Below are 14,425 nucleotides of genomic sequence, written 5' to 3' on the forward strand. Positions count from 1 at the left end.
GTAACCATTTTCCATTTAAATTTTGACCAGAAACTGAATTAAAAGTCATTGTCATTAATATTAGAAATGCTGTTTTTTTCATATGCACCACAACGGTCTCGTATAACCGTCAGTTACGAGTTTATAAGCGTTAATTTTCGGTTTAGGACAGACTTTAGCAATTCCGAGTGGATTCGGACGTAGTCGAATCCGCCGTAATTGCGGTTATACATTGTTGTACACCGTATTTTTTCATTCCGTTATTGCTTTTTTCGCGCGTTCAATTGTGGGTTCATAATCAAAAGTTGAGCACGAACCTTCGCTTAAAACTCTTTTTCCAGTCTGAACTATTTTGCTCTCGTCATTTTCCCAATCAAATATGTGAATAGTTGCTCTAAAAACCTTGTTCAATTTTTTGTAATTCAATTCTCCATTTTCGTGACCAAAATTTTCTTCCGTTTCTACTATCTTAATTGGGATTCCATCATTCAGATAAATAATTGTCCTTATTCGACCGTAAGAAAGTCCGATTTCCTCAACTATTTTACAAATCTGCTTTTCATTCTGCCAAACTTTTAAAATTCCGCCACCATCTGTTGAGATTCCAGTTAATTCAACCCAATCAAATTCAGTTTCCTTAAGCGTGGAATCCGATTCTATGAATTTCACTTCGTTATCAATTCGGTCAACGTTATTTTCTTGTCCAAATGCTAAAAATCCGATTAAGGTCAATATGATTACGAATGCGTTCTTCATATGGTGTACAACGGTATAGTGTATGATTTCGTTGCGTGTTTAAGCACTAAAGTTAGCAAATAAATCACGGATAGAAAGTCCGCGAGGACTTTCGTAAGTAGGCTTTAACTAACAATGAATTATACACATTGTTACCCACAGTATTTTAATCTGTCAGAAATTTGGATGTATAATTAATGACGAAATCAGCAATGAATGTTTTTATAAAATTTTCATCTCCATATTCGTCATTTTCCTTTAATTCTTTGTGCAGTTTTTTATATTCTTCCGTCTTTTTAAATTCCTCGAATTGGCGCTTTTTAAATCGGACGAACTCTTTGTTTTTGTATTTTCTTGCTTCGTTAAAATCTCCGTTTTCGATTTCGAGAAGCCAATATTTGCTATAAGTTGAAGCATATCCCATATGAACATATTCAACCATTTTTCCGTGTGGTAAAATTAGAATTCCCGTGTACCAATCGATTTTAACTTTTTCTACACCTGGAAAAACTTGTTTAATAGCAGAAATCCATTTGTAGGGATAACTTTCTTTTGAGTCTTTATCAGGTACTTCAATTTTGATATCTGTCACATATAATTGTTCATCTATAATTTCAAAGTGAGCCACATATCCACGCCACAAAGCTGTCGACATTATTCCGCCTTGAGGTCTTTTGTCAGGATATTTTTCAAAATAGGTTTCAAGAGGATTAGAATTTAGATTGTACTCTATTCCTTTGAATTTAATTTTGTCTGGATATTGAGCAGTCAGAGTTGTTTCGGCTTTTAAAAATCCGATTGTACAAATTGTCAATATTAGCAAAAGTGTTTTTTTCATATTGTGGGTAACGGTCTTGTATATGAAAAGTAGCAGATTTTACACACTAACTTTTCGGTTTGGTACTGACGTTAAATTTATAAAAATCACTTTAGATTAAGCACTTAAACCGCTATTTTTTATATACGTTGTTACCCACTGGCTTTATTCCGTTCAGCTTGGTTTTCAGCGTTGGCAAAGACATACTCTTTTGCAATTTTGGGCTTGAGTGTTGGTTGGTGCGAATTGCAAATGTGTATGGCTTTTAGCGTTGGCTTTTTAACAACAACTTTTATTTTCTTGAATTGGTGGACAAGCAACTGTTCCGTATGAGCAATAAACACAGCAATCTCCTTCTTTTGGTTTCAAAACCGTTTTACAGTTCTCGCATTCGTAGAAAAATTGACAAGCGTTTGTTGGCATATCTTCTACTTTTTTATGTCCGCAATTAGGACAAGTGATTTCTGATTTTAATTTGACTTCCATTAGTTTTCTTTTTTATCGGTTACTTTATAACCTGTTGAGTTTATTGCATTCTCGATTTCTGTTTCGTTGGTTTTGGTTTTGTCAAATTCAACGATTGCATTTCCATTTTCGTAAGACGCTTTTGAGTTCACAATTCCGTTGAGCTTATTTACTTCGTGATTTACGTGTTCTTCGCAACTCGCACAAGTCATTCCACTTATTTTAAATTCAGTCGTTTTAATGTCCGATTTGTCAACTACGATTATTTGTTTGTCTGTATTTGGGTAAAATATTCCTGAATAGTATGGAAAAGCCAACATTACAATTGCAAATACAGTTACGATTCCTAAAAACTTTTTTGATTGAATAAATTTTGGTTTTTCGTCCGTCTCACATTCGCAGTCAATTTCTTTTTGAGGTTTTAGTTTTTGATACCAAGCAAAACCAAGAACTAAAATTGTCAGTCCGATTAAATAAGGTCTAAAAGGTTCAATCCAAGAAAATGCAGAAGCAATTCCGCTTGTTCCTGCGATTAGAGCCAAAACTGGTGTAATACAACACAAGGAAGCTGTAATTGCAGTTAACAAACCTGCACCAATTAATTTGTTTTCACTTTTCATATTGTTTCTAAAATTTTGTTTTTATCAAGTATCTCAAAGAATGGATTTAGTAATTTTTCGTATTCAGCCGTGAGTGAGTAAAAAATCGTTTGAGCTTCTCTATCGGTTTCTAATAGATTTCGGTCTTTCATTTTCCTTAAGTGTTGGGAAATAGCAGAAATGTTCATTCCAAGAATATCACTCAAATCACAAACGCAAAGTCTTTTTTCCTCAAAGAGTAGGTAAAGTATTTTCAGTCGAACGCTATTTCCGACTAATGAAAGTCCATTTGCCAAATAGTCGAACGATTCGTTTAATGCCGAAACTGTGTCTTTACAACGGTTTATTTGTTCAATATCGGCTTGTTGTCTTATGCAAGAATTATTTTCCATAAAACAAAGTTATGATTATTTCTTATTTAAGCAAATACTTAAATACATAATTCTCAAGCGTTGGGAAAATTTTAGCTCTTTTGGTTTTTATAGTGTTGGATTTGTGTGTCGGAAAAAACCGAAAGTGCTAAAATGTGCGGCTGGTTTTCAGCTTGTGGGTAACGGTCTAGTGTATGATTTCGTTGCGTGTTTCAGCACTAAAGTTAGCAAATAAATCACAAATAGAAAGTCCGCGAGGACTTTCGTAAGTAGGCTATAACTAGCAATGAATTATACACGGTGTTACCCAATGTTTTTATTTTTTTTAATAGTCAATTATTCCGTCGTCGTATTTTTCTTTTAGATAATTATTGACCAATTCATTATAGCAATCAAATTCGGATGTCACTAAACAACCCATTCCATAACTTTCAATTCCGTATTTAGTTTTTAGAGTTTGTTGTAATTCCAAATCCGTTCCTATTCCGAACTGAAAATATTTTATTTCATTGTTTTTAAGGTCGGTTGCGAATCGATTTTCCATTTTTTCACAAGTTTTCAATTCGTAATATTCTGCTATTGTGTTTTGAATTTTGTTAATTTTATAATATTCAGAAACTGCGTATAGATTAAGCACTAAACAAATTCCGAATGTTAAAATCATTATTTTAGTCAGTGCCTTTCTCCAATTTTTTATAACAAAGTAGAGACCTAAACTTGTTAACCCTAAAAGAAATAAGATTTTTGAAATGTCCATTTCCAGTTTCACATTGTTCCAATATTGCATTTTCACTGAATTAAAAATCAGTAAAGCAAATCCGATAATTGATGAAATCAGAAGTATGTATTTTGTTCTAGTTTTCAATTGGTGTCAAATGTTGGGTAACGGTATTGTATATGATTAGTTGTGTTGGCTAGGTCTAAGTTAGTAAAAGGAAACGAACCATAGGAAAATTCCGCAGGAATTTTCCGAGTACACTCGAACCGAACAATTAATTATATACGTTGTTGTAACACGTTTTTTATCTGAATATATTTTTAATTCGTTCAAGTATACTTTCATTACGTGTTTTTAAATTGTCTTTATTGAATTCAGAATATTCTTTTTTAGTCCTAAAAACTTTAAAATTTTCTTCATAAACAGATTCAGTATATTCTTTTCCAATGTGTTCAATTCCATTCTTGTCAATTAATATCGTTTTACAATCCAAATATCGATATCCAGTTTTACCCATTCTGATTTTCATAAAACCTTTTGTTATAAAATCAGGTTCGAAATTTTGACTCTTTAATGTTTTATGTACAGTCTCTTTTAATCTTGGTAATTGTTTTAAGATTGGTTTTATTTCGAGTTCATTCGGTGTAATTGTATTATTCCAAAAGTCAATTGTTAATTCACTTACATTTTTTTCAGATGCAGCGTTGAAAACCCAATCAGCCATATATCCTTTACTATAATAAAAAGTCGTACTGAAAAACTGTTGAGTTATAGTATTCGGCAATCCTTTCAGTCTGTTTATTTTAGGCAATATTGTTTTTTTAAATGTGTTACAACGGTCTCGTATAAGAATAGTGCGGTTTTGTGTGCGAGGAATTTCCGCAGGAAATTCAAACGTAACAAAAGAGCACTAACCTTTGATTAAGCAACTAATTTAGCATTATTTTTATACATTGTTGTAACCAGTGATTTATTCCATTATTTTTTTCAGTCGTTCTATTTTTTCTTTTACGACTTTTACTATTCCAACTGTTTTATGTCTATTGAATTGAGGTTCCGTTATTTTAGACAATTCCATTGCAGATTGAGCAAATTCAGTCGCTTCATTTTTCCGATTCATTTTATAACAGAGGTTAGCCATTAAGTCAGCGTAATAATATTTGTCACTGTTCATCATTAGACTTCCATCAGTTGCGTCAAATTTTTCAGTTGCCATTTCGTAAGCTTCCTCAAACTTTTCGGTTTGTTCAGATTTTAAAATAGTTTCACAGAGTTTTAAATCGGCTAATCCAGAAGTTCCACTTCGAGTTTCGGCATAATAATATTCAGTCACTTTTCTAAAGTGTTTTTCGGCTTTGTCAAATGATTTGTTTTTTAAGTAAAAATCTCCCAATTGTTCAATTCCGTGTATTGTGCTAAATTTTTCTTCAGGATAATCCTTTATAAGACGTTCCATATATTCGACTCCTTTTTCTTGAAGTTTACTTTTTTTGGAATCGAGTAAATAACTCGCTTGAATTCTCAAATATTGAGCTTTGTGGTAATTCCCACGCGACCGTTTTAGGCGAGATTCAAATTCAGATTCAATTTGGTCATTCCATTCAATATTTCTATACCAATCTTCTTTACTCATTCGTTTCTCTCATTGGTTACAACGGTTTGGGCTATGATTTCGTTGCGGAAAAATCTGTAGGATTCTTTCCGCCGTAGCCCAAAGATAGCGAATTAGCGTTGAATTCCGATTAGGAATTCAACCGCAATGAATTATAGCCGTTGTTAGGCACAGTTATTTAATTCCTAGTTTAGTTTTTATATCTGACAAGGAATTTGTGTAAGTAACAATATTATTTTTCTTATCAAGCAATATATACGTTGGAAAAATTCGGATTGCTAAATTATCTGTTAAACTATTATTCTCTTTTTCAATGTAATTCGTCCAAGGAAGTTTTTTTGCGTCTAGATATTTTTTCCACGTTTCAATTCTATTTGTTTGGTCGCTTGACAAACTAACTATTTTAGTTTCACTTTTTTTAAAATCTTCTGTCAATGCTTTAATTTCTATATGGTCTTTAATACACGGTGGGCAAGCTGTATGCCAAAAGTCAAGCAATAAATATTCATTTTCCTCAATAGAAATGTTTTGCTCATTATTTTTTTGGTCTAAAAATGTAAAATCTGATAGTTTGATATTCCCGCTATTTAATTTTGATTTTAGTGTTTTAATTAGCAATCCAGAAGTGTAATGGCTTTTTAAGCTTTCAGGTTGTGAATTTATTATATTCATCAGTTGTGAAAGTATCTCTCGATTGTTTTGATTTTTGAACATAATATTTAATCCAATCATATATGAGAAAGGATTATCAATGTTTTTATTAAGTTGCTCAAATAAAAACTTACTTATTTCTGCATCAGTTGCATTTGCTGAATTAAGATTTTCAAATTCTTTTTTGTATTCGTGAATTTTATTAAAAATTTCAGAACCCTTTACATTAATTATTACTTCTTGAGATTTAAGAGACAAATCTACTTTTAAATTCCCTTTGTCTAACCAGACTCTTTCTTTGTACAAAGAATCTTTGGTTTTAATATTAAAAAAATATTCTTCAGTTAGTTCATTATTAAACTTCAATTCACTGTCTTTAGTAAAATCGTATGATATATTTCCTCTGAAATTTTGAAAATTGATTGATTCAATTTTTTCATCTGTTACGATTTCGATTGATATATTTAAAGATTTTTCTTGACTGAACAGAAAGTTTGCAAAAATTAATGCCAATAATTTTATTGTGATTTTCATTTCGGTTTTGGGTTTTAATTGTGCCTAACGGTTTCGGCTATGCGCAGTTGCGTGGTTTCAGCCTGTTTTTCCAAATATACTCAAACCGTAGAAAATTTCGCGAGGAATTTTTGGATGGGCGACGACCCAGCAATTGCGTATAGCCTTTGTTGTGCATAGTATTTATTCGAATTTTACTGTGCGTTTCTCAATTAATTCAGCGTTTCTTTTAGCTTGGTCATTCATAGATAAATAATGAATTGCCAAAATCAGTTGGATGTTCGGGTCATCTAAATCAAATGATTTTTTCTCTTTAAGTACCTGCCAATATTGAATGTCCAAACCACTAAAATCGCCTGACGCTTGGATGCGTTCGGCATATTCGGCAATTCTTGGATTAGTTTTTCCCAAATCAGTTAAATATTCTTGATATCGACCGTTGGCGACTGCGCAAAGTTCATCAGCTTTTGTTTTGCTTGGATAAAATGTCGATTCACAAAACATCCAGATTGCATCAAATGTTGATTTGGAAATTCTTTTGTAAAGTTCTTTTTGTTCTTCAAAATCTATGTTTGTCCAAAATCCATTTCCAGTTGCCAACAAATACTCGTGCGGTGTTCTTTCGTAGCAGGTTCTAAAATCAGAATCCATATGCAAACACATTTCGTCTTTGAAAAATTCGGATATCAGTTTCAAATCCGCTATCTCTGTTTGCGTGAAGTTTGTATTCAATTCTGCAGTAGAATATTGCGATTTGCAAGAGAAGAAAATCTGCAAAATTAGAATTGATACTGTTAGCAGAAGTGTTTTTTTCATATTATGCACAACGGTCTCGTATAACCGTCAGTTACGGGTTAATATAAGTTAATTTTCGGTTTGGCACAGACTTTAGCAATTCCGAGTGGATTCGGACGTAGTCGAATCCGCCGTAATTGCGGTTATAAATTGTTATATGCAGTTTTCATTTAGGTTTAAAATCAGTTGACTTTTTTCAATTCCCCGACGTGTATATCATAACCATTGTCATAATCTTCATAGACTTTAAATGTAATCTCATCGTTATTGTGGGCAATTTCAAAACTCATTTCTATAAAAGCAGGGTACCACGATAGTTGAATCCACCTACCATTTTCCAATTTGGCTAGTTTAAATCGTTCTCTATAATTGTTTTTAGTAGGATACTCAATCCAAAGCTCTTTTTTGTTTAGCACAATATCTACAATAAAATTATCTTCTGAATAAAAGTTTTCGTTGGGTAAAAACTCAAATTTTCCGACGAACATTTCTATATCTTTCTCTTCTGGCACTGAACTAATAACGGTTCCTGTTTTGATATCTTTTTCAGAAATATTGGGCGAAACATTTATAATTTCAGCAATTCTTTGAGAGATTGCTCTTTCGTATTTTGCTTGATTTGTTAAAATAATAATACTAACCTTATCGTCTACAAAACGTAAATATTCTGTTCCAGCTACTCCTGGATGATAAATGATTCTGTTGTTTTGAATTACTTGAGTGTTCCAACAAAAGCCATAATGAGAAGGATTACCATTATTAAGTTCATAAGAACTCCACATCAAATCCTTACTGCTTTGTTTAAGTAGTAAATTATTTGTCATTGCATATTCCCAATTTATCATATCGTCAATTGTGGCATAGATTCCACCTGCTGCATTAAGTTCTGTGTCAATTAAGCGATAGGAATTTCTGTCTGGAATAATCTCACCATTTTTTATTGAATATCCAGCAACTTGGTTAGGATGAATTTTGTAATGGTCCATCATATAAGCAGATTGCATACTTGATGGATTAAAAATCATTTTATCCATATAATCATTAAATGACATTCCGCTAACCTTATGGATTATATATCCTAATAAATATATGCCTTCATCACTGTAAAGAAAATCCTCTCCAGGATTGAATACCAAAGTATCTTTTTTCGCATTTTTATAAATTTGTTCAGCGCTATAAGTTCCTTTTGCAGACCTGTCTCTCCAAGCTGAAGCGTTACTTGTAGCAGGAAGACCTGAAGTATGGGTCATTAGATGTTTAATAGTAACCCCTTTCCAATAATCAGGTGCATCTGGTAAATGTTTGTGAATGTCGTCATCTATATCGAGAATTCCTTTTTCAAAAAGTTGCATGATGGCTGTGGCGGTGAAATGCTTGGAAACGGATGCCAACCAGAAAGTGGAAGAGTCAGTTACAGGGACTTGATACTCGATGCTTGATAAACCATAAGTTTCCTTTTTAAGTACTTTCCCATTATATGTAATAGCTAAAGCTAATCCCGGAATTTTTTGTTCCGACATTATGTTTTCTATGTAATAATCAATTTCAGTCGATTTTTCATCAGAGATTGACGTTTGTGCTTTCCCTATGAAAAAGATAAATAGTGAAATTGTAGTTAGAAAGCTTTTCATCTATATCGAATTTTCAAATTGCATATAACGGTTTTGTGTATGATTAGTGGCGTGTTTGTGCACCTAATTTAGCAAATAAAAACCAGATAGAAAATCCGCGAGGATTTTCGTAAGTAGGCGAGAACTAGCCATTAATTATACACGTTGTTGCCAGTAGTTTTTATTCCTTTCCGTTTGAATCTAATACTTTAGTTTCAATTCCATATATTTCAAAAACTACTTTTGCTTTATTTCTTGTTCGTTTGTCATTACATATAAAATAATCACAGTAACTAGAGAAATGACTGTGGCTTGAATCCCAAAGTCGAGCGTAATTAGATTTGTCATTGAATTTATCTTTCCAATATCCAACCATATCTAACATTTCAAAAATTCCAGCGAACCGATTATGTAGTCCCATTTCTTTTCCTTGAGGATGAAGTTCAACCGCTTTTTCAATCATTCCAACAAGTGAAAATCCTCCCATTAAATCACTTTTCGAGTTAATTTGCTCAATAACTTCTTTAGGTGAATAATTATTAATTCGGATTGGGTCTATGTTCAGTTGTTTTCTAAATTCCGCTTTTTGTTTTTCGCTTACTGTGCTCATCATTCCTTTCATCATATTTCTTGCGAAAGGAACGTCGTTAATTGTATTATAAACTACGCTAGGTTTTTCTTTTAATTTATGGACTTTATTTGATGGAAGTTCTTGAAATAAATAGTTATTATTTGTTACTGAAGATATTGTTTGAAAACGTTTTATAAGTCTATTATTCAGTTCGTCTTTTGTTTCGGCAGTCATTTCATTCGCCTCTTGAAGATGCGATGCTGAATAAAAAAAGTCAGTTAAATTTTGGTCAATATTTTCCAATAAGTTGTTAATCGACAATGAATTTTGTTCAATGTCAACGAAAATATTATTGTCTAAATATGCTGTTTTTCTCAAATTACTGGCAACGGTCTTGGCTATGGTTTCGTTGCGGAATGGTTCGGCAGAACTATTCCGCCGTAAACCAAAGATAGCAAGCACACAGGGAATTTCCGATAGGAAATTCCGCCGTAATGAACTATAGCCGTTGTTGTGTGTAGGTTTTTTTATTATTTAACAATTCAGTTATTTTTTCCGCTTTTCCATAATCCGCATCGTTCAGCCATATTTTGAAATTCCGCTTTTCCGTTTTCAGAATTAAGTTTGCTTTGGTTTTGAATTTCCCTCCATTTCCACTTCCAGTTAAAAAGTCGACTATTATGCTTAAAGTCGAAATCAGCCAATTAGTCCGTTCCGAATTCAGTTCCGCACTTTTTATTTCAGCGTATGAGTAAGTTCCGTTATTTTTCGGTTCTGAACTGTCAACGATATCAAATTCGTCCGAATTCAGAATAAATTTTAATTCCGGTTTGTTTCTCAATTCAACTGTTTTTGTCATTTAGCGTTCTGATTTTTAACTTACACACAACTAGTTATATGTGGATAAATATACCACTTATTCAAATCTATTTTCGGGATAACAGGAACTTTTGTTCTTGTTTATCGGTTTTTTGTAATTGCGCTATAGCATTATCTAATGGACTCTTTATCTCTAATAAATCCTTTCGGGTCACATGTGTGTAAATCATGGTAGTTTCGGGTCTACTATGCCCCAAAAGTTCTTGTATATGTCTCAAACCTACTCCATGCTCCAATAGATGTGTGGCATAGCTATGCCTTAACGTATGAGGGGTTACTTTAACCGATATGCCACAAGCTTTGGTGTATTTATAAATAAACTTACGGACACTGCTTGCGGAATAGGTTTTGCCATTAGCACCTTCAATAAAATAGTAGGTGGGTTTATACGATACAAGATAATTTTGTAGTAACGGTAGAAAACTATCGGCAAGGGTCACATATCTGTCTTTTCTCCCTTTGCTGTTTTTTACTATGATCTGTCGGCGCTCTATTTTAATGTCCGAAATTTTTAATTGAAGAAGCTCACTTATTCTTAACCCCGAAGAGTATAACAATGCAATAATAGCGCGGTGCTTTAGATTTTTAGCAGCGCGAATCAATTCAATAACTTCAACTTGAGATAAAACTGTTGGCAGTTTTTTGTCTTTTTTAGGACGTTGCAATTCAAGACTATCAATCAGTGTTAACGGCTCAAATACAACAAACAATTTAAGTGCACTAATAAACTGTCGCTGCGTACTTATACTATAGTTTCGTTTTATAAAAACAGCTTCGATAAACAATTCTACATCTCTATTGGTAAGCGCATCTACAGTTTTTTTATTATGAAATTCTATAAAGTCAGCTATAAAAAAGGTGTAAACTTTTACTGTATTTTCACTATAACGTTTGCCTTTCAGATATTTGTAAAACCCATTTAATAATTCCTTTTGATTGTTATTAAGCTGGCGTTTACGGTTTTCTCTTTCCGTATTTTTGCCAATAATTCTCTCTCCGTTTAGCTGGTTATCTAGAGTGGTATGAGTACCCAATACCTTATAAATAGCTTTTAAGTTATACGGTGTGTTTTTTACATACCATTTTTTTAAAGTGGTGCTCCATCTTGCCGGTAGATTACCCCTAATTCTATTAATAAGCTCTTCATTATAAATAAAGCTTAAAAAAATCTGTTGGTCATTTCTGTGCCGACCACGATTTAAGGTTACTATTGGTAAAGTGTTGTTTTTCATATTATAACACACAATATACTAAACAAAACGCTAAAAAATTAAGTTAGATTTAACTTCTTGTGGCAACTAGTCTAAAAATAAAATTCCGTTCACCTAGAGTTGAATGTTCGTACTCTATCTCTAATTGAAACTGATGTTTGGAAGCGATGTTTTTAATAGTGTCGATATCGCAATCTTGAGATAAAATCATAAGTACTGTTTTATCTTGTCGTTGTGAGAGTTGTTTGAAAAGGGTTTTAAAATATTCAAAATCCTCTCCACAAAACCAAGCTTGCTCTTTTATGTTTTTAGGCTTTTTAGGATAGTATGGTGGATTAATCATAACATAGTCGAAACTTTGATTGGCTATGTTATTGAAGAAATCAGAATTAATAATCTCTAATTGTAACCTGTTCTTTTCACTAGCTTCATCTAACGCCTCCAACGCCACTGTATTAATGTCTGAAGCTGTAACAATAGCTTCTTTTGATGCTGCAAAGAGTGAAATAATCCCAGAGCCGCAACCCAATTCTAAAACGGTTTTGTTTTTTAAATCGAGCTGTTTTAAATAGTCTAATAGAATCTTGGTACTCAATGTATAATGCGGCGGAAAGACACCGGGCATCACCATAACTTCTATACCTTCATACTTATACTTTCTAGCTTTTGAGAAATACTTTTGTGTTCCGTATTTTAAAAAGGGATGTGTTAATTTCTTAAGTAGTTTTCTAATCATTCTGAATAAAACCCTTGAATTTCTGGTTGTCTGTATTTCCAAATCTTATGTAAAGCTTTGATTTCATAAGGGTACTTATAAATCCCAGAGGTATAGCGAAGCTTTGAAACGGCACGGAGTAATTTTTTCTTTACTCCTTTAATTCTGAAATCTGAAGCCGTAGGGTAGTAACCATTGAGTACGGTTTCAAAATTCATGATACGATCCACCATTTTTGGAGTAAGCCAGGGAGTTAATGGGTTTTTTCGCAGATCGAAATTCTCCCAAGCAGGATCTAACCAATCTTCTAATTGTTTTGGAAAACTAAAACCCGCATTTTGTATTTGCTCATACAATTCTGAACCTTCGGTAGCTACAGGACTATATAGATAAATAATAATCTCGGCATCTGGATTTATTTCCTTTATCTCCTTAATAAAATTGATGTCTTGTTCTATCTGCTCCATCACTTGCTCTGGAGTATCAGCTGGCATACCGAGCACAAAAGAGAATTCAGGAATAATGCCTATACCATGCAGCCGTGCTGCAAAGTCTTTGATGCCTTGACCTGTTTGCGTCCCCCCTTTATTCATTTGTTTCAGAATCTCATCATTGCCAGTTTCAGCACCTAAAAAAATCATCTTGCAACCCGCTTCTTTCATAAGCTTCAGATCTTCGTCCGAATATTTATTAATGGTATCAATACGGCCTTCTCCCCACCAAGTAATGCCATCATCTTTAATAAGTTCTGAAAATTCAACCACACGTTTTCTAGAGGTAAAGAAGTTATTGTCATGAAATTCTATAGCATCAATGCCATAATTATCCTTAAAGTACTTCACATCATTATAAACCGTTTGTGCAGACTTCGCTTTCCAACGTCCACTATAAATAGGAACCACAGCGCAGAAAGAACAGGTAAAAGGACAACCTAAGCTTGAATGGTATGAGAATGTTTTACTCCCCAAAAACGTACGACTCAAATAATTCTCAAGATTATAAAACGAGTTGAGGTGCATGTATGGTAATTGCGGCAACGTATCTTGATCGAGAAGCTTCTCTTTTTTAGTGCGAATAATTGTACCATCTGCTTCTTGATAGATGAGATTCATAATGTTAGGAAGTGCATCCAAATTCCCTGTTTCCAAGGTCTTTAATAATTCAGGAAATGTAACATCTCCTGGCCCGTTAACAATATAATCAACATAAGGTGCTTCTATGGAAACTTTGTATTGGTTTGATGCAAAATAACCTCCCCAGATTGTTATAGTATCTGGGAACTCTTCTTTTATTTGTTTTGTAAAGGGAATAGCTTGTTTTAATTGTGGACCGGGCATCACTGTACTACAGAAATACTTAAACTCACCAGTTTTAAAATAAGACACAATTTTTTGCCATGGGTCTTTTTCTAAATTGCCATCTACAAAAACATAATCAAACATCCCATGTATAGAAGCCCCAACTTGTAGGATAGAATTGGGTATGCGATGCTTAGCATTGGCACTTCTTGGGTTAAATATGATGATTTTGTTTTTTGACATATATGCCTTATCATTTCAAACGGTCTAATGTATGATTTCGTTGCGTGTTTAAGCACTAAATTTAGCAAATAAATCACAGACCTACCTGCCGGCAGGAAGTTAGAAAGTCTGAGAAGACTTTCGTAAGTAGGCTTTAACTCGCAATAGCACGAGCGAAGTGAACTGGCGAAGCAATTACACACATTATTGTGCTTTATTTTTATTCTATTTTAGCCCAGGTCTGTGTATAATTTGTTCCATCTTCAGTAAAGTCAATTGTAAGATTTTGATGAGAACCATCTACTTCGAATTCAAATGTAAATTCATCAGATTCATCATCAGTAAATAAGATAGATTGGTTGTTAAAGTCAACTTCAAAAACACCAGCATTTACTATACCCTGTGAATCTGTATAGGTCAAAAATCCTATATTATCTCTGATGTTATCGTCTGGATTGAATTCTAAAAATTCGCAACACTTTGGAATCATATCTGAAATAGCACCATTAATGATTTCATCTTGGATTTCCCATCGACCCAATAATCCAGTTGCTTCGAGGCTGTCAAAAGAAAGTGGGTCATCACTTTCACATTGAAAAGCCATTAATATAGGCACTAAAACTAAAAACCTTAAGTATTTCACAATTCTAATTTTTCATCTAAT

General features: G+C 33.2%; 17 protein-coding genes. All 17 read right to left on the minus strand.

Annotated features, from left to right (window positions below):
* Nucleotides 1-231: 231 nt before the first annotated feature.
* The 17 genes from ACFEMA_RS05945 to ACFEMA_RS06025 all read right to left on the minus strand — a co-directional run bounded on the left by ACFEMA_RS05945 (nucleotide 232) and on the right by ACFEMA_RS06025 (nucleotide 14,404).
* Nucleotides 232-735 carry a hypothetical protein gene (locus ACFEMA_RS05945; RefSeq protein WP_411767146.1) on the minus strand — a complete coding sequence of 168 codons (504 nt, stop codon included), beginning with the start codon at nucleotides 733-735 and terminating at the stop codon, nucleotides 232-234.
* Between the two features lie 145 nt (nucleotides 736-880).
* A complete protein-coding gene (locus ACFEMA_RS05950; RefSeq protein WP_411767147.1) occupies nucleotides 881-1,552 on the minus strand; it encodes a hypothetical protein in 672 nt (223 codons plus the stop codon).
* A gap of 258 nt (nucleotides 1,553-1,810) precedes the next feature.
* Entirely contained in the window at nucleotides 1,811-2,017 is a 207-nt protein-coding gene (locus ACFEMA_RS05955) for a GDCCVxC domain-containing (seleno)protein (protein WP_085766191.1), read from the minus strand.
* Nucleotides 2,017-2,616, minus strand: coding sequence for a mercuric transport protein MerTP (gene merTP / locus ACFEMA_RS05960; protein ID WP_085766192.1), 600 nt, complete (start codon nucleotides 2,614-2,616; stop codon nucleotides 2,017-2,019). Before merTP ends, ACFEMA_RS05955 begins: the two co-directional genes overlap by 1 nt.
* Nucleotides 2,613-2,987, minus strand: coding sequence for an ArsR/SmtB family transcription factor (locus tag ACFEMA_RS05965; RefSeq protein ID WP_267149558.1), 375 nt, complete (start codon nucleotides 2,985-2,987; stop codon nucleotides 2,613-2,615). The genes merTP and ACFEMA_RS05965 overlap by 4 nt, the downstream gene beginning before the upstream one ends.
* A 304-nt stretch (nucleotides 2,988-3,291) precedes the next feature.
* On the minus strand, nucleotides 3,292-3,831 hold the full coding sequence (locus tag ACFEMA_RS05970) for a hypothetical protein (protein WP_411767148.1): 540 nt from the start codon (nucleotides 3,829-3,831) through the stop codon (nucleotides 3,292-3,294).
* A 157-nt stretch (nucleotides 3,832-3,988) separates the two neighbouring features.
* Complete coding sequence (locus ACFEMA_RS05975) at nucleotides 3,989-4,495, minus strand: hypothetical protein (RefSeq protein ID WP_411767149.1); 507 nt, start codon at nucleotides 4,493-4,495, stop codon at nucleotides 3,989-3,991.
* A 159-nt stretch (nucleotides 4,496-4,654) separates the two neighbouring features.
* A complete protein-coding gene (locus ACFEMA_RS05980; protein WP_411767150.1) occupies nucleotides 4,655-5,317 on the minus strand; it encodes a hypothetical protein in 663 nt (220 codons plus the stop codon).
* Between the two features lie 153 nt (nucleotides 5,318-5,470).
* The gene (locus ACFEMA_RS05985) at nucleotides 5,471-6,481 is read right to left on the minus strand and encodes a TlpA family protein disulfide reductase (protein WP_411767151.1); all 1,011 of its coding nucleotides are present in this window, start codon (nucleotides 6,479-6,481) and stop codon (nucleotides 5,471-5,473) included.
* A 162-nt stretch (nucleotides 6,482-6,643) separates the two neighbouring features.
* Complete coding sequence (locus ACFEMA_RS05990; RefSeq protein ID WP_411767152.1) at nucleotides 6,644-7,276, minus strand: hypothetical protein; 633 nt, start codon at nucleotides 7,274-7,276, stop codon at nucleotides 6,644-6,646.
* Between the two features lie 161 nt (nucleotides 7,277-7,437).
* Entirely contained in the window at nucleotides 7,438-8,886 is a 1,449-nt protein-coding gene (locus tag ACFEMA_RS05995; RefSeq protein ID WP_411767153.1) for a serine hydrolase domain-containing protein, read from the minus strand.
* A 160-nt stretch (nucleotides 8,887-9,046) separates the two neighbouring features.
* Complete coding sequence (locus ACFEMA_RS06000; RefSeq protein ID WP_411767154.1) at nucleotides 9,047-9,898, minus strand: hypothetical protein; 852 nt, start codon at nucleotides 9,896-9,898, stop codon at nucleotides 9,047-9,049.
* 37 nt (nucleotides 9,899-9,935) lie between these two features.
* Nucleotides 9,936-10,295, minus strand: a complete 360-nt coding sequence (locus ACFEMA_RS06005; protein ID WP_411767155.1) for a hypothetical protein — start codon at nucleotides 10,293-10,295, stop codon at nucleotides 9,936-9,938.
* A 67-nt stretch (nucleotides 10,296-10,362) separates the two neighbouring features.
* Nucleotides 10,363-11,547, minus strand: a complete 1,185-nt coding sequence (gene xerA / locus ACFEMA_RS06010; RefSeq protein WP_411767156.1) for a site-specific tyrosine recombinase/integron integrase — start codon at nucleotides 11,545-11,547, stop codon at nucleotides 10,363-10,365.
* A 49-nt stretch (nucleotides 11,548-11,596) separates the two neighbouring features.
* Nucleotides 11,597-12,262 carry a methyltransferase gene (locus tag ACFEMA_RS06015; protein ID WP_411767157.1) on the minus strand — a complete coding sequence of 222 codons (666 nt, stop codon included), beginning with the start codon at nucleotides 12,260-12,262 and terminating at the stop codon, nucleotides 11,597-11,599.
* Nucleotides 12,259-13,782 carry a B12-binding domain-containing radical SAM protein gene (locus ACFEMA_RS06020; protein ID WP_411767158.1) on the minus strand — a complete coding sequence of 508 codons (1,524 nt, stop codon included), beginning with the start codon at nucleotides 13,780-13,782 and terminating at the stop codon, nucleotides 12,259-12,261. The genes ACFEMA_RS06015 and ACFEMA_RS06020 overlap by 4 nt, the downstream gene beginning before the upstream one ends.
* 199 nt (nucleotides 13,783-13,981) lie before the next feature.
* Entirely contained in the window at nucleotides 13,982-14,404 is a 423-nt protein-coding gene (locus ACFEMA_RS06025) for a hypothetical protein (RefSeq protein ID WP_411767159.1), read from the minus strand.
* Nucleotides 14,405-14,425 lie beyond the last annotated feature (21 nt).

Source organism: Winogradskyella sp. A3E31 (assembly GCF_046720935.1).
GTDB lineage: Bacteria > Bacteroidota > Bacteroidia > Flavobacteriales > Flavobacteriaceae > Winogradskyella.